General features: G+C 60.5%; 20 protein-coding genes. 14 read left to right on the forward strand and 6 right to left on the reverse strand.

The window, feature by feature from the left end:
* The first annotated feature begins 16 nt into the window (after positions 1 to 16).
* Together ispG and hisC are read left to right on the forward strand one after the other, a co-directional pair.
* On the forward strand, positions 17 to 1,267 hold the full coding sequence (gene ispG, locus FHT75_RS24670) for a flavodoxin-dependent (E)-4-hydroxy-3-methylbut-2-enyl-diphosphate synthase (RefSeq protein ID WP_028756535.1): 1,251 nt from the start codon (positions 17 to 19) through the stop codon (positions 1,265 to 1,267).
* Between the two features lie 16 nt (positions 1,268 to 1,283).
* Entirely contained in the window at positions 1,284 to 2,345 is a 1,062-nt protein-coding gene (gene hisC / locus FHT75_RS24675; protein ID WP_028756534.1) for a histidinol-phosphate transaminase, read from the forward strand.
* A gap of 135 nt (positions 2,346 to 2,480) precedes the next feature.
* Here hisC and FHT75_RS24680 read toward each other — a convergent pair whose 3' ends face one another.
* Positions 2,481 to 3,395 (reverse strand): polyprenyl synthetase family protein, encoded by a 915-nt coding sequence (locus tag FHT75_RS24680; protein ID WP_028756533.1) that lies wholly within the window; start codon positions 3,393 to 3,395, stop codon positions 2,481 to 2,483.
* Positions 3,396 to 3,531: 136 nt separating this feature from the next.
* Between FHT75_RS24680 and mtgA the strand changes: the two genes are divergently transcribed.
* From mtgA to FHT75_RS24705, 5 genes are all read left to right on the forward strand, one after another.
* Complete coding sequence (gene mtgA, locus FHT75_RS24685) at positions 3,532 to 4,284, forward strand: monofunctional biosynthetic peptidoglycan transglycosylase (protein WP_028756532.1); 753 nt, start codon at positions 3,532 to 3,534, stop codon at positions 4,282 to 4,284.
* 222 nt (positions 4,285 to 4,506) lie between these two features.
* The gene (locus FHT75_RS24690; RefSeq protein WP_063473843.1) at positions 4,507 to 5,229 is read left to right on the forward strand and encodes a DUF1868 domain-containing protein; all 723 of its coding nucleotides are present in this window, start codon (positions 4,507 to 4,509) and stop codon (positions 5,227 to 5,229) included.
* A 13-nt stretch (positions 5,230 to 5,242) separates the two neighbouring features.
* On the forward strand, positions 5,243 to 5,890 hold the full coding sequence (locus tag FHT75_RS24695; protein ID WP_183845231.1) for a glutathione S-transferase family protein: 648 nt from the start codon (positions 5,243 to 5,245) through the stop codon (positions 5,888 to 5,890).
* A 155-nt stretch (positions 5,891 to 6,045) separates the two neighbouring features.
* Positions 6,046 to 6,231, forward strand: coding sequence for a 50S ribosomal protein L32 (gene rpmF / locus FHT75_RS24700; protein WP_003543812.1), 186 nt, complete (start codon positions 6,046 to 6,048; stop codon positions 6,229 to 6,231).
* Positions 6,232 to 6,374: 143 nt separating this feature from the next.
* The gene (locus FHT75_RS24705; RefSeq protein ID WP_028756529.1) at positions 6,375 to 6,782 is read left to right on the forward strand and encodes a hypothetical protein; all 408 of its coding nucleotides are present in this window, start codon (positions 6,375 to 6,377) and stop codon (positions 6,780 to 6,782) included.
* On the opposite strand, the gene phaR is transcribed toward FHT75_RS24705, so the two are convergent.
* Complete coding sequence (gene phaR, locus FHT75_RS24710; RefSeq protein ID WP_028756528.1) at positions 6,777 to 7,349, reverse strand: polyhydroxyalkanoate synthesis repressor PhaR; 573 nt, start codon at positions 7,347 to 7,349, stop codon at positions 6,777 to 6,779. The genes FHT75_RS24705 and phaR overlap by 6 nt on opposite strands.
* A gap of 239 nt (positions 7,350 to 7,588) precedes the next feature.
* Here phaR and FHT75_RS24715 point away from each other — a divergent pair, with 239 nt between their 5' ends.
* Entirely contained in the window at positions 7,589 to 8,770 is a 1,182-nt protein-coding gene (locus FHT75_RS24715; RefSeq protein WP_028756527.1) for an acetyl-CoA C-acetyltransferase, read from the forward strand.
* A gap of 71 nt (positions 8,771 to 8,841) precedes the next feature.
* Entirely contained in the window at positions 8,842 to 9,567 is a 726-nt protein-coding gene (locus FHT75_RS24720) for a beta-ketoacyl-ACP reductase (protein ID WP_063473842.1), read from the forward strand.
* 81 nt (positions 9,568 to 9,648) lie between these two features.
* Here FHT75_RS24720 and FHT75_RS24725 read toward each other — a convergent pair whose 3' ends face one another.
* The 3 genes from FHT75_RS24725 to FHT75_RS24735 all read right to left on the reverse strand — a co-directional run bounded on the left by FHT75_RS24725 (position 9,649) and on the right by FHT75_RS24735 (position 10,440).
* Positions 9,649 to 9,807: a hypothetical protein gene (locus FHT75_RS24725; RefSeq protein WP_176707329.1), complete on the reverse strand. Its 159-nt coding sequence runs from the start codon at positions 9,805 to 9,807 to the stop codon at positions 9,649 to 9,651.
* A 192-nt stretch (positions 9,808 to 9,999) separates the two neighbouring features.
* Entirely contained in the window at positions 10,000 to 10,257 is a 258-nt protein-coding gene (locus FHT75_RS24730; RefSeq protein WP_018244057.1) for a YMGG-like glycine zipper-containing protein, read from the reverse strand.
* A 27-nt stretch (positions 10,258 to 10,284) separates the two neighbouring features.
* Positions 10,285 to 10,440 carry a DUF3309 family protein gene (locus FHT75_RS24735; protein ID WP_017962528.1) on the reverse strand — a complete coding sequence of 52 codons (156 nt, stop codon included), beginning with the start codon at positions 10,438 to 10,440 and terminating at the stop codon, positions 10,285 to 10,287.
* 807 nt (positions 10,441 to 11,247) lie between these two features.
* On the opposite strand from FHT75_RS24735, the gene FHT75_RS24740 reads away from it, so the two are divergent.
* From FHT75_RS24740 to FHT75_RS24760, 5 genes are all read left to right on the forward strand, one after another.
* Complete coding sequence (locus FHT75_RS24740; RefSeq protein WP_028756525.1) at positions 11,248 to 14,457, forward strand: helicase-related protein; 3,210 nt, start codon at positions 11,248 to 11,250, stop codon at positions 14,455 to 14,457.
* A 2-nt stretch (positions 14,458 to 14,459) separates the two neighbouring features.
* A complete protein-coding gene (locus tag FHT75_RS24745) occupies positions 14,460 to 14,864 on the forward strand; it encodes an RNA-binding S4 domain-containing protein (RefSeq protein WP_028756524.1) in 405 nt (134 codons plus the stop codon).
* A gap of 193 nt (positions 14,865 to 15,057) precedes the next feature.
* A complete protein-coding gene (fdxA, locus tag FHT75_RS24750; protein WP_007632346.1) occupies positions 15,058 to 15,396 on the forward strand; it encodes a ferredoxin FdxA in 339 nt (112 codons plus the stop codon).
* A 667-nt stretch (positions 15,397 to 16,063) separates the two neighbouring features.
* Positions 16,064 to 16,636: a CarD family transcriptional regulator gene (locus FHT75_RS24755; RefSeq protein ID WP_003543775.1), complete on the forward strand. Its 573-nt coding sequence runs from the start codon at positions 16,064 to 16,066 to the stop codon at positions 16,634 to 16,636.
* Between the two features lie 377 nt (positions 16,637 to 17,013).
* Positions 17,014 to 17,877, forward strand: a complete 864-nt coding sequence (locus FHT75_RS24760; RefSeq protein ID WP_018244054.1) for an RNA polymerase factor sigma-32 — start codon at positions 17,014 to 17,016, stop codon at positions 17,875 to 17,877.
* A 153-nt stretch (positions 17,878 to 18,030) separates the two neighbouring features.
* Here the strand turns inward: FHT75_RS24760 and FHT75_RS24765 are convergent, their stop codons facing one another.
* On the reverse strand, positions 18,031 to 19,575 hold the full coding sequence (locus FHT75_RS24765) for a M48 family metalloprotease (RefSeq protein WP_028756523.1): 1,545 nt from the start codon (positions 19,573 to 19,575) through the stop codon (positions 18,031 to 18,033).
* Positions 19,576 to 19,852 lie beyond the last annotated feature (277 nt).

Genomic DNA, 19,852 nt, shown 5'->3' on the forward strand with positions numbered 1-19,852 from the left:
GGTGCAAGAACTCTTCATGTTGTCAGCCGCCGATTTTGATCCGAAACCGCGCCGCGCTTCCGTTGCCGTCGATGTCGGCGGCGTCATCGTCGGCGGCGGGGCGCCGGTCGTCGTGCAATCCATGACGAATACCGATACGGCCGATATCGACTCGACCGTCGCGCAGGTCGCCGCCCTGTTCCGGGCTGGCTCGGAGCTTGTGCGTATCACCGTCGACCGTGACGAGAGTGCGGCTGCCGTGCCGAAGATCCGCGAGCGGCTGCTGCGGCTCGGCATGGACGTGCCATTGATCGGCGACTTCCACTATATCGGCCACAAGCTGCTCGCCGATCATCCCGATTGTGCCGCGGCGCTGGCGAAATACCGCATCAACCCCGGCAATGTCGGCTTCAAGGACAAGAAGGACAAGCAGTTCGCCGAGATCATCGAGATGGCGATCCGCCATGACAAGCCGGTGCGTATCGGCGTCAACTGGGGTTCGCTCGACCAGGATCTGCTGACGGCGCTGATGGACCAGAATGCCGCGGCCGGTTCGCCGCTTTCGGCCCGGCAGGTGACGCGTGAGGCGATCGTGCAGTCGGCGCTGCTTTCGGCAGCCCTTGCCGAGGAGATCGGCCTGCCGCGCAACCGCATCATCCTGTCGGCCAAGGTCAGCCAGGTGCAGGATCTGATCGCCGTCAATTCGATGCTCGCCGAACGCTCCAATCACGCGCTGCATCTCGGTCTGACCGAAGCCGGCATGGGCACCAAGGGCATCGTCGCCTCGTCGGCGGCCATGGGCTTCGTGTTGCAGCATGGCATCGGCGATACGATCCGCGTGTCGCTGACGCCCGAGCCGAATGGCGACCGCACCCGCGAAGTCCAGGTGGCGCAGGAGATCCTGCAGGTCATGGGCTTCCGCCAGTTCATACCGGTCGTTGCCGCCTGTCCGGGCTGCGGACGCACGACCTCGACGGTGTTCCAGGAGCTTGCCCAGAACATCCAGAACGACATTCGCAAGAACATGCCGGTCTGGCGCGAAAAGTATCCCGGAGTCGAGGCGCTGAACGTCGCCGTCATGGGCTGCATCGTCAACGGGCCGGGTGAAAGCAAACATGCCGATATCGGCATTTCGCTTCCAGGCACCGGCGAGACGCCGGCCGCCCCTGTTTTCATCGATGGCCGTAAGGCGCTGACGCTGCGCGGCCCCAATATCGCCGCCGACTTCGAGGCGCTTGTCGTCGATTATATCGAGAAGCGTTTCGGCCAGCGGACGGCGGCGGAATGAACGCCCGCGAGTTCGAATGAGCCGGTACTGGTCTGATATCGTCAGCAAGCTTCGGCCCTATGTCGCCGGAGAGCAGCCGCGTATCGCCGGCTTGGTCAAGCTCAACACCAACGAGAATCCCTACGGGCCGTCTCCGAAGGCACTCGAGGCAATCCGGCAAGCGACGGACGATCGTCTGCGGCTCTATCCCGATCCCGCGGCGACGGAATTGCGCGAGACGATCGCCGCCCGTTTCGGCCTGATGGCAGAAGAAGTATTCGTTGGCAACGGCTCCGACGAGGTCCTCGCCCTCGCGTTTCAGGCGCTGTTGAAACACGAACGGCCGCTTCTCTATCCCGATGTGACCTATAGCTTCTACCCGACATATAGCCTGCTATACGATGTCGAAGCGATCGAAGTGCCTGTCGATCACGGGTTCCAGATCCGACTGGCGGATTACGACAGGCCGTGCGGCGCGATCATCATCCCCAATCCGAATGCACCGACCGGGATCGGCCTGCCGCGTGCCGACATAGAGGCGCTTGTCGCCGCTCACCCGGATGCGGTCGTCGTGATCGACGAGGCCTATGTCGATTTCGGCGGCGAAAGCGCCGTCCCGCTCATTTCAAAATATCCCAATCTGCTTGTCATTCAGACCCTGTCGAAATCCCGCTCGTTCGCAGGCCTGCGCGTCGGCTTCGCGCTGGGGCAGCGGGAACTGATCGAGGCGCTGGTGCGCGTCAAGGACAGTTTCAATTCCTATCCGCTCGATCGCCTGGCGCAGGTCGCCGCGACGGCGGCGATCAAGGACGAGGCGTGGTTCGAGACATGCCGGAGGAAGCTTATCGCCAGCCGGGAAAACCTCGTCTCCGAACTCCAAGCGCTGGATTTCGAGGTCTTGCCGTCCCAGGCGAATTTCGTTTTCGCAAGGCACCAAAGTCAGTCGGGTGCAGCGCTTCTCACCGCCCTGCGCGAGCGGAACATTCTCGTCCGGCTTTTTGCCAAGCCGCGTATTTCGGACTTCCTGCGGATCAGCATCGGCACGGACGAGGAATGTGCCCGCCTGGTTTCGGCTCTCACGGAAATATTGGCAGCCTGACCTGGAAAGGGATAGAGCGGTTCAGCTTTTAACGGAAGCGCAGAACCACTCTATTCCTTTGTTTTACGTAATTCCCGGTAAAAACGCGTCGCGCTTTGCCTGGGAAAACCGCTTCGCACTTTTCCTGGAATTGCTCTAGCTCTTCCGGTCGGCGATGAAATGCGCCGCAGCGGTAAGGGTCGAGGCACGGGCGCCGTAAGGGGTAAGCAGCGCCTCGGCATCGCGGACATGCTGGTGGAGCTGGCGCTCGGCCCATTCCATACCGCGCAGGGCGACGAGCGTTCCCTTGCCCCGGGCTGCGTCCTTGCCGGTCGCCTTGCCCATGGTCTCGGTGTCCGAAGTCAGGTCAAGAATGTCGTCGGCCAGCTGGAAGGCAAGGCCGATCTTTTCGCCGAAGGCGCGCAGGCGGCGGCGGTCTTCCGGCGCACTTGCCGAGATGATGGCGCCGGCTTCGCAGGCGAAGCGGATCAACGCGCCCGTTTTCATCGCCTGCAGGCGGATGATGCCGGCCTCGTCAGGGGCTTGTTTTTCCGCTGCCAGATCGAGGGCCTGGCCGCCGGCCATGCCGCCAAGACCGGCGGCGCGGGCAAGGGCCAGCACCAGCGATGCCTTGCTGGTATCGGGAAGCGCCGTTTCCGGCGCGGCGACGATATCGAAGGCGTAGGTCAGCAGGCTGTCGCCGGCGAGGATCGCGGTCGCTTCATCGAATTTAATGTGTACCGTTGGTTTGCCGCGGCGCAGGTCGTCATCGTCCATGGCCGGCAGGTCGTCATGGACGAGGGAATAGCAGTGGACGCATTCGAGTGCCGCGCCGACGCGAAGTGCTGCCTCAGCGTTGCCGCCGAGAAGGGCAGCGCTTTCGACGACCAGGAATGGGCGCAGCCGCTTGCCGCCGTTCAGCACGGCATAATGCATGGCATCGCGCAGCCTTTCGGGCCTGGCGATTTCATCGGAAAGGATGCTTGGTGAAAGCAATGCGTCGAGCAGCGCCTCGATCTCGTGGGCGTTGTTCTTCAGCCTCGTTTCGAAAGTGTCCCGGTTCGCGTCCATGGGCGCTGTTTGGCATGAGCGCCCCCGGGCTTGCAACGGAATTGTCGATGACAGCGGCAAGATTCACCACGCACTCTGGCATAAGCTCTGTACAGGCGCTATGAGAACGAGAGGAGCGAAATCGGACTGGGGAACATTGGATATAGCGCCGGAGAGAGAGGACAGCGTCGACATGCCGGTTCGTCGGCAATGGTTCGGAGATCGGCGGTTCGGAGATCGGCGCGTGTTGAAACGCATTGTTCTTGCCGTCCTGGTCTTTCTGATCCTTCCCTACGCGTTGATCTTTTTCTATCTGCTGCCCTTCATTCACCCCGTCTCGACGCTGATGCTGCGCGATCTTCTTCTGCTGCGCGGTTACGACAGGCAATGGGTGTCGCTGGATGACATCGCCCCGGTCGTGGTGCAGTCGGTGATGATGTCGGAGGACGGGCAATATTGCTTTCACGGCGGCGTCGACTGGGCTGAAATGCGCATGCTGGTCGAGGATACGCTGAAAGGCCAGGCGACGCGCGGCGGCAGCACCATCCCGATGCAGACGGCGAAAAACCTCTTCCTCTGGAACAGCCGCTCCTTTGTGCGCAAGGCGCTGGAGCTTCCACTTGCGGTCGCCACGGATTTCGTCCTGTCGAAACGGCGGCTGATGGAAATCTATCTCAATATCGCCGAATGGGGCCCCGGCATCTACGGCATCGAGGCGGCCGCCCAGCATCATTTCAAGGTGCCGGCCTCGAAGCTGACGCGGCGCCAGGCATCGCTGCTAGCCGTCTCGCTGCCGAACCCGATCGACCGCAATGCCGGCAAGCCCGGACGCGGCCTTCGCCGGCTTGCCGGCGTGATCGAGAGGCGTGCGCAAGGTTCGGGCGATTACATCAAGTGCATCTATGATTGACATCAGAGATTGACATCAGAACTTGTCGTCAGAACAGGATGATTTTAGCCCGGGGGCGGCCTGAAATCTGAATCCTGTTCTAAATTATATTGTGAGAGCGTGATGTCATGAGAAAACCGCGCACACTTTTCGGCATCATGCTCTAGAGGCGGTAAGCGTCATCTGACATTCTTGGTTCTGCCATATGGACGGATGCAGTCCAACCAGAGCCCTGATTCGCCCATGACCATCACGACATTTTCGCCCGAGCTTCTCTCTTATTCGAAGACGCACAATCCGAACCCGCCCGCCCATCTCGGCAGCCGCTATCGCAAAATCGGCGGCTTTCTCCCGGAAGCCGGCAACACCATCGTCTGCCATATCGAGAAGGGTTCGCAGACGCAGATGGCGCTGATCGAGGCGCGCGAGACATATCTGGCCATGCCCGAGGCTCCGCAGTTCCTCTTTACGCCGATATCAAGTCTTCACATGACACTTTTCGAAGGCGTCATCGAAACCCGGCGCCGGCAGGATTGCTGGCCGGGCGATCTGCCGCTCGATACGCCGATCGAAGACATGACCGAGTTGATGGCGGCCAGGCTCGAAGGTTTCTCGATGGCTGACCCCTTCAGGGTCGCGATCGTCGAAGCTCGCCCGTCGGGCCTGCTCGTCGACGGGGCGACGGAGACGGACCGCAAGGTCATGCGCGCCTGGCGCAACGCGCTGGCCGATCTTCTCGGCTATCGCCAGCCGAACCACGAGGATTATAAGTTCCACATGACCTTCGCCTATGCGGTCGAACGGCTTGAGGACGGAGCCTTGCCGCGCTGGCAGGCGATGCTCGATGACGTGGCCGAGGATATCCGCCGCAAGGCTCCCGTTTTCGAGCTTACCCCGCCGGCATTCTGCGTGTTCGAGGACATGAACCATTTCCACGAATTGCTGATCTTTGATTTCGAAGCCTGAACGGAGGAGGCCCATGGACAAACCGACGCTCTATATCGCCAACAAGAACTATTCCTCCTGGTCGTTTCGGCCCTGGATGGCGCTGACGGGCGTCGGCATCGATTTCGAGGAAGTCCTGATCCCCTTCGATTATCCTGGTGGCAATCCCCATATCAAGGCGGTTTCGCCGACCGGGCGAGTGCCGCTTCTCAAGCACGGCGCGTTGAAGATCTGGGAATCGCTGGCGATCATCGAATACGCCGCCGAGCTTTATCCGGAGGCCGGCCTTCTGCCTGGGGATCGGGCCGAGCGGGCGCTTGCCCGTTCGGTTTCGATGGAAATGCTCTCGAGCTTTCGGGCGCTGCGCAACGCCTGCCCGATGAATATCCGCCGGCCGAAGGCCAAGATCGCATTGCCGGATGGTGTCGACGCCGATATCAGCCGCATCGAGACAATCTGGCGCAACCTGTTGCAGCAATCCGGCGGACCGTTTCTCTTTGGTGCGTTCAGCGGGGCGGATGCGATGTTTGCGCCCGTCGTCAACCGCTTCGACATTTATGATCTCGTCAGCCGAAACGATACGCTGGCCTATATGGAGACCATGAAGGCGCATCCGGCCTGGCGAAAATGGGAAGAGGCGGCCCGCGCGGAGCCTTGGATCGTGCCGGAAGACGAAGTCTGAGCCCGGAATCATCGGCTTCGCAAAAAATACGCATGGGGACTGGTCAAGGCCACCCCTTGCATGTATAAGCGCGCCAAATTCCGAAATCGCGACATGTCCGTTTCGGCCGCCAGTCTGGCCGTGGGAATGTTTTGCCCGCAAGTGGAGTAAGAGAAATGGCTGTACCGAAGAGAAAAACAAGCCCGTCCAAGCGCGGTATGCGCCGTTCGGCAGATGCACTGAAGGCTCCGACCTATGTCGAAGACAAGAACTCCGGCGAACTGCGCCGCCCGCACCATATCGACCTGAAGACCGGTATGTATCGCGGCCGCCAGGTTCTGACGCCGAAGGAAAGCGCATAATTTCCTGATCCGGCTTGTCCGATCGAAAGTTTCAAGGCCGGCGTCACGCCGGCCTTTTCTATTTCGACGGTATAATATTTGCAATGACTTGCGGTCTGGCAGCGGTTTGCGGCAGTATTCTTCTTGCGCTGAGGAGACTGCCGATGATAGCCGCAATGCCGCTGATGATTATCCCGTTTATTCTTTACAATCTGGCGATGCTGGGCCTGATGGGCGATGGCGGCATTCCGGCCCTGCAGCATGATGTCATCGTGCTGTCGATGATCTCGGGCGCGATCTGGAGCATGGCGCTCGGCGATCTGTTCATCGTCATCGCCCTTGTCGTGCTGTTCTTCGAAATCCTCAAGGCGACCAGAACCGGCCCCGGCAATCTCGTCAACCATATGTTGTCGATGCTGGTGTTCATCGCCTTCCTGGTCGAGTTTCTGCTCGTCCGGGATGCTGCGACGCAGGTATTCTTCATTTTGATGACGATCGCCCTGATCGATGTGATCGGCGGTTTTGCCGTCTCGATCCGGAGCGCCGGGCGTGATGTCTCGATCGGATTATAGGTTGTCGAGTTTGTTCTGAAGGGCGCGGAGCTGTTCCTTCAGCTCATCGATATCCTTGGCCTCGGCCTTGCGGCTTTCCTTGGCAGGCGGCGTCATGAAGGGCGAGAACATCTGCATCGCCTGCTGAAACAGCTCGGTGTTGCGGCGAACCTGATCTTCGACCATCTGCATCGGCAATTGCAGGTTCTTGCCGAGCGGCGTCTCGCCGAAGGCGCGGTTCACCTGCTCGCGCATCTGCGACTGCTGTTCGGTGAAGGCGCGCATCGAATGTTCGAGAAAGCTCGGCACCACCATCTGCATCTGGTCGCCGTAATAGGTGATGAGCTGGCGCAGGAAGGAGATCGGGAGCAACGTGTTGCCGGTCTTCGATTCCTGTTCGAAAATGATCTGGGTCAGCACCGAATGGGTGATGTCATCTCCGCTTTTTGCATCCTGTACGGTGAAGTCTTCGCCTTTCTTCACCATCTCCGCCAAGTCTTCCAGCGTCACATAGGTGCTGGTGCCGGTGTTATATAGGCGGCGATTGGCGTATTTCTTGATAACGATCTGACCCTCATGCTTCGCCATATCAGTCTCCTGAACCCCCGTCTGATTTATGGATCTTCCTCCACTTGAGACTGTAAACGCAAAAGAAGGCCGGTGACAATCTCTTTGTGCGATGCGGCAAACCTTTAACAGAGCAGATGAATCGGGCTTGGGAGCGCTTCGGCTGAAAAATGGCGGCAGCCGGTCTTCGCGTTTGACTTGTGCTCCAAGCTTTGCCAGTTTCTCCTTATGTAAGTGAGACGAAAACGAGGAGCGTCCCCATGAGCAATTCATCCATCGTCATCGCCAGTGCAGGGCGAACAGCAGTCGGCTCGTTCAACGGCGCTTTCGCGACGGTCCTCGCGCATGAGCTCGGGGCGGCGGTCATAAAGGGGGCGCTCGAGCGCGCCGGCGTCGATGCCGGCGAGGTGGATGAGGTGATCCTCGGCCAGGTGCTTGCCGCCGGCGAGGGCCAGAACCCGGCCCGCCAGGCGGCGATAAAGGCCGGCATTCCGAAGGAGGCGACTGCCTGGGGCGTCAACCAGCTCTGCGGCTCGGGCCTGCGCGCGGTCGCGCTCGGCATGCAGCAGATCGCCACCGGCGACGCCAAGATCATCGTTGCCGGCGGCCAGGAATCCATGTCGATGGCCCCGCATGCCGCGCACTTACGCAGCGGCGTCAAGATGGGCGACATGAAGATGGTCGACACGATGATCAAGGACGGTTTGACCGACGCCTTCCATGGTTATCACATGGGCATCACCGCCGAAAATGTCGCGCGTCAGTGGCAGCTGTCGCGCGACGACCAGGATCAGTTCGCCGTGGCTTCGCAGAACAAGGCGGAAGCGGCGCAAAAGGCCGGCCGTTTTGCCGACGAGATCATCCCCTACGTCATCAAGACACGTAAGGGCGACGTTACGGTCGATGCCGACGAATATATCCGTCACGGCGCCACACTGGAAGCGATGGGGAAATTGCGCCCGGCCTTCGACAAGGACGGCACTGTGACGGCCGCGAATGCATCCGGCCTTAACGACGGCGCCGCTGCGGCGGTGCTGATGAGCGAAGCGGAAGCCGTCCGGCGCGGCATCCAGCCGCTCGCCCGCATCGTTTCCTGGGCAACGGCGGGCGTCGATCCTTCCATTATGGGCACCGGGCCGATCCCGGCTTCGCGCAAGGCGCTCGAAAAGGCCGGCTGGTCGGTGAACGATCTCGATCTCGTCGAAGCGAACGAAGCTTTCGCGGCGCAAGCCTGCGCTGTCACCAAGGATCTCGGATGGGACCCGGCGATCGTCAACGTCAATGGCGGCGCGATCGCGATCGGCCATCCGATCGGCGCGTCCGGCGCGCGTGTTCTCAACACACTGCTGTTCGAAATGAAGCGCCGCGGCGCCAAGAAGGGTCTCGCCACGCTCTGCATCGGAGGCGGCATGGGTGTGGCCATGTGCTTTGAAGCGCTTTAAATAGCATACGATCCAGGATTGATTGAAAATCCCGCCATGCGGCGGGGCGAAAAACAAAAGGGGAGCGAAGCATGAGCAGAGTGGCTGTGGTCACCGGGGGTACACGCGGCATCGGCGCGGCAATATCCATGGCACTGAAAAATGCCGGATACAGGGTCGCGGCCAGCTATGCCGGCAACGACGAGAAGGCCAAAGCCTTTCACGATGTCACCGGCGTTCCGGTGTTCAAATGGGATGTTTCCGACTACGCTGCCTGCGGCGAAGGGATCGCCAGGATCGAAAGCGAGATCGGGCCGGTCGAAATCCTCGTCAACAATGCCGGCATCACCCGCGACGCGATGTTCCACAAGATGACGCCGCAGCAGTGGCACGAGGTGATCAATACCAACCTCACCGGCCTGTTCAACATGACGCATCAGGTCTGGACCGGCATGCGCGATCGCGGCTTCGGCCGCATCGTCAATATCTCGTCGATCAACGGCCAGAAGGGCCAGATGGGCCAGGTGAATTATTCGGCGGCCAAGGCGGGCGATCTCGGCTTCACCAAGGCGCTGGCCCAGGAAGGGGCAGCCAAGAACATCACCGTCAACGCCATCTGCCCCGGTTACATCGGCACGGAAATGGTGCTTGCCGTGCCGGAGAAGGTGCTGAACGAACGCATCATTCCGCAGATCCCCGTCGGCCGTCTCGGCGAGCCGGAAGAGATCGCGCGCTGCGTCACCTTCCTCATCTCCGACGATGCCGGCTTCATCACCGGTTCGACGCTGACGGCCAATGGCGGACAGTTCTTCGCCTAATTATTCCTTTAAACGGTTATACGCAGATCAAAGCGATGGCGCGTCCGGCAGGACGCGCCATCGCTTTGATCATTTACGGGATTAAGAGCGGCGGTCGGCATTCGGTTGCCGCTCTGTCCGAACCTTGACCGGTACTTTCCGCAGCGAGCGATCCTGGCTGCTAAGGGCTGTTATCGCAGTCGTCAGAGAGGCCGATGCGATGAGAACGGCGACAAGGGAATTCAGGAAAATCTGGATCATGAAAGCGTTCCTTTCCGGTGCGCCGGGCGGCTGTGCCTGTCCGTTGCGCTGGTGAAGGAAATATGTGCCTGCCTGTTGGGTAGCAGTAGGTGTGGCTTTCATAACCGATTGTCAACGTCTCGTTGACGGATGCGGCAGGCCAAAAAAACGGGCGCAGAAGCGCCCGTTGGGAGTCCGATATGGTTTTGCCGATTAGCGGCAACGAGCCTCGTAGCGGCGGCCGTAGCGGTCGCGATAGACGCAGTAGCCGCGGCGTTCGACCGAGTGGCCGATGAGAGCGCCGGTTAGACCGCCGGCCACGGCGCCGACGGCGGCACCGCCCCAGCTGTTGGTGACGACACCGCCGATGACCGCACCGGTGCCGGCGCCGATCGCCGTACCTTGCTCGGTTGCTGTGCAGGATGCCAGAGCGCCGACCAGCGCACCAATAAGAACAATCTTCTTCATCATGTCGTAACTCCCCAGGTTCGTTGGCCTTTAGATGCGGCCCATTAGTACAAGGATAATGATAATCACGAGAACTAGCCCCAAACCGCCAGAAGGTCCATAGCCCCAGCCACGGCTGTAACCCCAATTCGGCAAGGCTCCGATCAAGAGCAGAATGAGGATAATTAGAAGTATCGTGCCAAGCATGGTGTGTTTCCTTCATTTCATCCGCAATTTGGATGGACCAGAAACACGCATTGGCGATTTTTGTTCCCGGTTAAGCTTGGAAATGTGACAAGGGCGTGATTCACGGTTAATTTCCGTCATCTCGGAAAATTGCCGCTATGGTTAAAATTACATTTAAATACAATATGTTGCGGTGAACAAAGAGGGAAAGCCGCGGTGTCGCCGATTCGTCAGCGATTCGTTCCGCTTTTGATCGACCCATCGCGATTGGCCGCCTTGACTTAACGCTGTCTGAATCCGGCTTCAAAAAGATTAATGCCTATGCCAGGAGGCGGGCGAAGAGTTCCGCTGCCGATTCCGCATCTAGCGTCCGGACCTGGTGATGCCACCAGATTTGGTCGTGAACGAAAGGCGAAAACCGCGGAGTCAGCGATTCGTCTCCGATTCGTTCCGGCTTTGGTCGAGAGGTTAATTTCGGGACGCTCTCGCCTGTTCAAAATCGGCGCGGGAATCGTCGCTCACGACGGCGAAAATGCGAATGGGAGGGAGTCTCGCGATTCAGCATCTAGTGGGAAAAAGTGATTCAAAATCAATACTTAGCCGTGAACAAAAGCTGAATCAGCTGGAGTCAGCGATTCGTCGCTGATTCGTTCTCACGCTGTTCCGAATCGTGAATTCAGACGTTCCACAAGACTCGCAAAGGTCGTAATCCCCGGTGCATTTTGAAATCTGCCCTTGCGTTTGCGGCGGCAGCTGTCCATGTGTTCTTTAGCTTCCCTCGTGGGGCTGAGATTTTCCTGGGGCCACCCGCCTCATTTGCATGGACCCATGACTCTGACTTCGCAGCCGATGATTCTGAGTGGACGCGGTGTGACCGCGGTGCTCGGACCGACCAATACCGGCAAGACCCATTATGCCATCGAGCGCATGGTCGCGCACGGGACCGGCGTGATCGGCTTGCCGCTCAGGCTGCTGGCGCGCGAGGTCTATACGCGGGTGGTGGAGAAGGTCGGCGTGCAGAATGTGGCGCTGGTCACCGGTGAGGAAAAGATTTCGCCGCCCAATGCGCGTTTTTCCGTCTGTACCGTCGAGGCGATGCCGCGTGAGACCAAGGCCGCCTTCGTTGCCATCGACGAGGTTCAGCTCGCCGGCGATCTCGAGCGCGGTCATATCTTCACCGACCGCATTCTGCATCTTCGCGGCCGTGAGGAAACGCTGCTGCTTGGCGCGGCGACGATGCGGCCGATCCTGCAGCAGCTCCTGCCGGGCATCACTGTCGTCGAGCGGCCGCGGCTTTCGCATCTTTTCTATGCCGGCCAGAAGAAGATCACCCGGCTGCCGCAGCGTTCTGCCATCGTCGCGTTTTCGGCCGACGAGGTCTATGCCATCGCCGAGCTCATCCGCCGCCAGCGTGGCGGCGCGGCTGTCGTGCTCGGCGCGCTCAGCCCGCGCACCCGCAATGCGCAGGTCGCACTCTATCAGGCGGGCGACGTCGAATATCTGGTGGCGACCGATGCGATCGGCATGGGCCTCAACCTCGATGTCGATCACGTCGCCTTTGCCCAAGACCGGAAATTCGACGGTTACCAGTTCCGCAATCTCAATCCGGGCGAACTCGGCCAGGTCGCCGGGCGCGCCGGGCGGCACGTGCGGGACGGGACCTTCGGCGTCACCGGACAGGTCTCGCCCTTCGACGATGAATTGGTGCAACGTATCGAGGGGCACGAATTCGACAACGTCAAGGTTTTGCAATGGCGCACGACGGAGATGGACTTCTCCTCGATTCAATCCTTGCGGACAAGCCTTGAGGCGGGACCGCGCGTGCCGGGACTGACGCGAGCGCTGCCTGCTGTCGACCAGCAGGCGCTGGAACAGCTTTCGCGTTATCCAGAGGTCATCGATCTCGCCGACAGGCCGGCGCGCGTCGAAAAACTCTGGGAGGCTTGCGCGCTTCCCGATTACCGGCGTATCACTCCTGCGCAACACGCCGATCTTATCTCGACCCTCTTTTCCGATCTCGTCCGCTATGGCACGGTGAATGAGCAGTTTCTCGCGGAGCAGGTGCATCGCTCCGATCGGACAGATGGGGAAATTGACACGCTTTCGGCGCGAATCGCGCAGATAAGGACCTGGACCTACGTTTCGAATCGGCCTGGCTGGCTTGCCGATCCGACACACTGGCAGGAAAAGACGCGGGAAATCGAAGATCGATTGTCCGACGCGTTACATGAAAGGTTGACGAAACGCTTTGTTGATCGCAGGACATCTGTGCTCATGAAGCGCCTGAGAGAGAATGCGATGCTGGAAGCTGAAATCAGTGTGAATGGTGATGTCTTCGTTGAAGGACATCATGTAGGGCAATTGAGCGGATTCCGTTTCACGCCGGTGGCGGGAACGGACGGACCGGATGCCAAGGCGGTTCAGGCTGCGTCGCAGAAGGCGCTCGCGCTCGAATTCGAAGCCCGCGCGGCGCGGATGCATGCCGCCGGCAATAGTGATCTGGCGATCGGCTCGGATGGGTTGATTCGTTGGCTGGGCGACCCGGTGGCGCGGCTTTCGGGCAGTGATCACGTCATGCGTCCGCGCGTGCTTCTGCTGGCCGACGAGCAGTTGACGGGCAATGCCCGGGATCACGTTGCGGCCCGCATCGAACGCTTCGTCAACCATCATATCAGCACGGTGCTGAAACCGCTCGATGATCTGTCGCGCGCCGAGGATCTGCAGGGTCTTGCCAAGGGGCTTGCCTTCCAGCTCGTCGAAAATCTCGGCGTGCTGTTCCGACGCGACGTGACCGAGGAGGTGAAGTCGCTGGACCAGGATGCCCGCGCCTCCATGCGCCGCTACGGCGTGCGTTTCGGCGCCTATCATATCTTCGTTCCGGCACTTCTGAAGCCGGCGCCGGCCGAGCTCATCACGCTGCTCTGGGCGCTGAAGAACGACGGTCTCGACAAACCGGGCTACGGCGATCTCATTCCCGTGCTTGCCGCCGGCCGCACCTCCGTCGTCACCGACCCGAGCTTCGAGCGGATGTTCTATAAGCTCGCCGGCTTCCGGTTCCTCGGCAAGCGTGCCGTGCGAATCGACATCCTGGAACGGCTTGCCGACATCATCCGTCCGCTGCTGCAGTGGAAGCCCGGTCAGAATAATCGTCCGGAGGGCGCCTATGACGGCCGCCGTTTCACGACGACGACGGCTATGCTGTCGATTCTTGGTGCGACGCTCGAGGACATGGAAGAAATCCTCAAGGGTCTCGGCTATCGCGCCGATGCCGTGAAGGCGGAAGAGGCATCGGCACATCTTGCGGCGCAGGATGCGGCCTCAGTGCCCGCCGCCACCGCGGAAACGTCGGCGGATGAGACAGCCGAAAAGGCCGATCACGACGATGCCGACGGGGCGGCGGAAGAGACTGCTGCCGAAGCGCCCGCAACCGAGGCGGCGCCCGTGGCTGCCGACGCGCCCGTGGCCGAAACGGTCCAAACCCCTGCTCCTGTCGAAGCAGCCGAGACAGCCGCTTCGGTGGAAGCGTCTGCCGAGACGGCGGTATCCGCTGCTGAGGACGCCGGCGAGCCGGTCGAACCGAAGCCGGTTCTTCTGTGGCGTCTCGGCGGCCGCAACGACAATCAGCGCCAGGCGCGCGGCGGGCATGGCGAACGCCGTGGCGGCCAGGGCCAGGAACGCGGCGACCGCAATCGTCGGCCGGGCGGCGGTGAAGGCGGCGAGGGCAATCGCGGCGAAGGCCGTGACAACAATCGCAACAATCGCGGCAAGGACGGCGGCGGTCGCGATGGCGGCCGGCCGCAGCAGGCAAGGGGCGATCGCAACAATCAGCCACGGGGCGATCAGCCGCGCGGCGACCGGCAGGACCGTGGTGACCGCAAGGATCGCGGTGACCGCAACGATCGTAACGACCGCAACAACAATCGCGGCGGCTCGCAGCCGCTGCGCTTCGAGGCCAAGCCGCCGCGCAAGGAGAAGCCGATCGATCCGGATTCGCCTTTCGCCAAGCTCGCGGCTCTCAAGGAGCAGATGAAGAAGTAATCATGAGCGCGGAGACACAGCCGACAAGCGGTTCGCGCCAGCGCATCGACAAGTGGCTGTTCTTCGCGCGCATGGTGAAGTCGCGTTCGTTGGCGCAGAGCCAAATCCAATCCGGCCATGTGCGCATCAACGGCGAACGCTGCAGCCATCCGAGCCAGATGGTCAAGCCGGGTGACCGTATCGAGATGACGCTGGAACGGCGCGACGTCGTTCTCGTGGTGCGCCTCGCCGGTGAGCGGCGGGGACCTTACGAGGAGGCGCGCCTGCTGTATGACGATCAATCGCCGCCGCCTGATGAGGCAAAACGTCTCACGCCCTACGAACAGGCGATCCGGGCGACCGGTACCGGCCGTCCGACCAAAAAGGAAAGACGTGCAATCGACAGGCTGATGTCGGACGAGGATTAGAAAACTCTGTCTGCGCTGGCGGCTTTTGCAGATCGTTTATCCTTGAAATCCGGCGCCAAAGCCGATAGGTCACTGTCAACCTGCCGGAAGCGTGCTTGCCGCCCAAGCCTGCCCACGCTTTTCCTCCGGCACGGGGATAGGCGCGACGTTCCAGGTTGCCCGGCCCCATCGCATGGAAATCCTGGAGTTCTTCATGACCTATGTCGTGACCGACAATTGCATCAAGTGCAAATACACCGATTGCGTGGAAGTCTGCCCTGTCGACTGCTTCTATGAGGGCGAGAACTTTCTCGTTATTCATCCCGACGAATGCATCGATTGCGGCGTCTGCGAACCCGAATGTCCCGCCGAGGCGATCAAGCCCGATACCGAGCCGGGTCTCGATAAATGGCTGAAGATCAATACCGAATATGCGACGATCTGGCCGAATATCACGGTCAAGAAGGAGCCGTTGCCTGAGGCCAAGGAAATGGATGGCGAGACCGGAAAATTCGAGAAGTATTTCTCCGAGAAGCCCGGTTCCGGCGATTGAGACAGCGCCCACATTCGGCCTCCGGATTCGGGCGGTGGCGGGGCGAAACGTTTGGAGCCTTTCCTGGTCAGATTGCAGCATTCTGACCTGGCATAGAGATGCCCGGCCCACCGGCCGCACTGCTTCGCCATGCGAAGCAACAGGTGCGTCCGGCGATTCTAAGGTCTTGCAGATTTGCCAAGCAAATCTGCAAGAGGGTTGGCTGAAGCGGGCCGTCTGATCGATCGGCCGGGTTGGCCGTAGATCTGGGCTACGACGCGCGCCGGCCGGTCACCATCCGACTCCGTTTGAGCCAACAGAATGCTTCAATCTGACCAGGAAAGGCTCTAAAAGCTGCGTGAGGCATATGGGTGACATGTGTTGCCCGCATGACTCAAGCGAAGCAAATTATTGATTTCCTCATATTTTTATGATAGGTTTCGTCTACTGTTCCATTTGTGGCATGACGCATGCCCAAAACCATCACGAAAGCAAAACAAATCCGTACGCGGTTTCCGTGACATATCAACGCTTTGAGCGCCGGGTCCCAAGATCGTGCGCAAAAAGTCTTTGCTTTTGCCCGATAGGACCAGAGTGAAGTCACCCGACGGATACTACCGTCTCACCCGGGCCTGACTGACCCGGCTCCGGCCGCCGCCGGATGCGTAACAGGGAGTTTTTGAATAGAATGACGACTCAGCAGAAAAAGCCTTCTACAGCACGTCACGGCTTCAAGACCGGTGAATCGATCGTCTACCCCGCTCATGGCGTCGGTACCATCACCGCTATCGAAGAGCAAGAAGTTGCCGGCATGAAGCTCGAACTTTTCGTTATCGATTTCGAGAAGGACAAGATGCGTCTGAAGGTTCCGGTCGCGAAGGCCATGAGCATCGGTATGCGCAAGCTTTCGGAAACGGATTTCGTCGAGCGTGCTTTGAAGGTCGTGCAGGGCAAGGCGCGCGTCAAGCGCACCATGTGGTCCCGTCGCGCCCAGGAATATGATGCCAAGATCAATTCCGGCGACCTGATTTCCATCGCTGAGGTCGTGCGTGATCTCTATCGTGCCGAGAACCAGCCCGAACAGTCCTATTCCGAGCGTCAGCTTTATGAGGCTGCGCTCGATCGCATGGCGCGCGAAATCGCCGCCGTCAACAAGATGTCGGAAACCGAAGCCGTCCGTCTCGTCGAGACCAATCTCAACAAGGGTCCGAAGCGCGGAAAGGCAATCGAAGAAGACGATTCGCAGGACGAAGCCGCATAAGGCGAGCCTGTTTTCCTGTCAAAAAACCCGGCCTTCGCGCCGGGTTTTTTTATTGGAACTTTTTCCCGACTGCCGCGTTTAACACACGTAATTGCGGACTGCTCGCGGGCAATGGCCTCGACGGGCGAACTGCTATTCCGTCAATGTCGATGAGGAGCGGATCATGCCTTTTCAATATTGCCCATCCGGCAACGTGAAGAAACAGGTCCAGCCCGGCCGTCTTAGCGGCACATGATGAGAAATAGGGCCTCCCCCTGAAAAGTCCAGGGGCGAGGCCTTTATGCATTCAGAACCCCATTCAGTCTGGAACAGCGATGTTCCGGAAGGTGCGTTTTATTGTTCATTTTAGGGCGAGAGGCCTGTTTCAGGAGATCGAAATGAAGAACATGTCTGCAGATCGGCGCATGATCAAAATCGCGATGGCCGCCCCCTATCTCGCCCGTCAGGAAGAGCACGATCTTGCCACTCGTTGGAAGGATCACGACGATCGCGGTGCCCGCAACCAGATCGCCATGGCCCATATGCGCCTGGTCATCTCTATGGCCGGCAAGTTCCGCAACTTCGGCCTGCCGATGAGCGATCTCGTGCAGGAGGGCTATGTCGGGCTGCTGGAGGCCGCCGCCCGCTTCGAACCGGAACGCGACGTGCGCTTTTCGACCTATGCAAGCTGGTGGATCAGGGCTTCGATCCAGGATTATATCCTGCGCAACTGGTCGATCGTGCGCGGCGGCACGAGTTCGGCGCAGAAGGCGCTGTTCTTCAATCTGCGTCGCCTGCGCGCCAAGCTCGCCAAGGGTGACACGCAGCTGACGCTGCAATCCATTCACCAGGAAATCGCCGCTGCCCTCGGGGTCAGCCTCGCCGATGTACAGACCATGGATGCCAGGCTTTCTGGCAACGATGCCTCGCTGCAGGCGCCTTCGGTTTCCGGCGATGCCGAGAGTGCGGAGAAGATGGATTTCCTCGTCAGTGACGATCCCCTGCCGGATGAGCAGGTTTCCAACATGATCGACGGCGAGCGCCGCCGCGTCTGGCTCGCCTCGGCGCTGAAACATCTCAACGAACGCGAGATGAAGATCATCAGTGCCCGGCGTCTGGCGGAGGACGGAGCCACGCTCGAAGAACTCGGCGCCGACCTCGGCATTTCCAAGGAACGCGTGCGTCAGATCGAAAGCCGGGCGATGGAGAAGCTTCGCAGCGCGCTCGTCAGCGCCGATCCGCATATGGCCGCCTATGCTTGAACCCAAAGCGCGTCGCGATCCTTCAGATTCGCTCCTCGCGCTTCAGGTCTTTGTTTTACGCATGTCGTTATCGTAAAACCGCTGCACAGTTTTGCGCGACATGCTTTGTCCCCTCCAGCAGCACAGACTGGCCCGGCGTAAGCCGGGCCTCTTTTATTCGGCGATGATCTTGACGCGGTCGCCCGGTGAAACGGCTGCGCCCGTGGGCAGGGCGTTGATGAGCTTGAAGAGATCGAGCTTGCGGTCGGTGCCCATCATGCGGGCGGCGAGCGTCGAGATGTTCTCCCCCGGCCGGACGGTGACGACGCGGATGCGCAGCGGCTTCAGCGAGGCTGCCTCTGCCGGCGTCATACGCCGGAAACTCGCACGCAGGACATTGGCCGTCGGCTCAAGGGCGTCACTGCCTTTCGGCACGGCGGTCAGGAAGCGGAAGATTTGCGAATTGTTGCGGATCACGGTGACATCGAAATCCCAGCGGTCGGCGCTTGCGCGCGCGGTGGCTGCTTCCATGCCGTTGATGGTGATCGGCTGGATGGTCGAGGGGTCGAGACCGGTCACCCAGCCGCTGGAGATATAGTTGGTGAGGCTCTGGTTCTGATTGTCGGCGACGCCGTCGAAGCGGACGGCGATGTCGTTCGGGCCGGTGGCCATCACGGCTTCGACCTTGTTGTCGATGTGGAAATCCGGTGGCACGTCGAAGCGGATCCCGAGACCGCCATGCAGGAAGGTCTGGCCGCGCACATAGCCTTCCTCCGGGCTGTCGCCGTAGAGCAGTCCATCTATGCCATCGAGATAATAATCGCGGCCCTTGTCGCCGACGGAACCTTCCTGGCCGAAAGCGCGGGCGTGGGTGCGGGCAAGCTCGATGCGCTGGGCGGAGTTCGGGTGGCTCGACAGGAAGTCGAGGCTCTGGTCGGCTTCGGGATCGACCGACATGAAGCGGCTGTATGCCGCCATCGAATCGAGGAAACGGGCTGCGGCATAGGGATCGTAGCCGGCTTCGCCGAGCATGCGCACGCCGATGACATCGGCCTGCAGCTCCTGCTGGCGGGAGAAGGCGGCGAGCCGCAGCTTGCCGCGGGCCAGCGCCTGCTTGCCTGCGATGTCGCTGGAAAGCACCTCGGCGACGACGCGGCTGGCGATGACCTCAGCCTCTTCGCGCTTCTGCCGCTCGATGCCGTGGTTCGCCGTCACATGGCCCATCTCGTGCGACAGCACGGCGGCGACTTCCGAGGCGTCGTTGGCAAGGGCGAGCAGGCCGCGGGTGACATAGAGATAACCGCCCGGCAGCGCAAAGGCGTTGATCGCCGGCGAATTCAGGATGGTGATGCGGTAGGACTGGCTCGGATTTTCCGACACCGCCGTCAGCGCGCCGGCGATGCGGGCAACGAGGCGTTCGGTCTTGGCATCCTTGTATTCGCCGCCGTAGCTTGCCACGATGCGCGGATGCTCACGGGCGCCCATCGCCGCGCGCGGGTCGTTCTTCTGCACCTCGTCGACGATCTGCGGATTGGAAGAAGGCGAAACACTCGGCTGATAGGATTGGTCGATCAGCGATTGACAGCCATTCAGCGCCATTGCGAGGGCTGAAAGCAGCATTAGGCGACGCGCGAAGCGCCGCGGCGTGGAGATGGCATCACTGGAAAGCGCGGGCGATTTCCACGTCGTCAAGCTGTCCAGTCTGTTTCTCCGCATCATGTCGCTGTTTTGCCGGTTTGCCGCAGATTCAAACCGACCGTGGCAAGGGGAATTCAACAGGTGCGCACCCCTGATCTCGCGCTGCACAATCGGCCGATACAAGTCCTTGCTGTAGCTGATTTACGCATCGGTTGCATAGCGAGACTCTGTTTAAATGTGGCGCCGTTGCATTTTGGCAAGCCTCGGGCATTGAGGCCTCCCTTCGCTCGGATGAAATTATGGCGAAAGTTCCGTCACAGAGCGGAGATTCGTCAACGGCGCGGAAAAAGAACGGGCC

The sequence above is a fragment of the Rhizobium sp. BK112 genome (assembly GCF_014193215.1).
GTDB classification, from domain to species: domain Bacteria; phylum Pseudomonadota; class Alphaproteobacteria; order Rhizobiales; family Rhizobiaceae; genus Rhizobium; species Rhizobium anhuiense.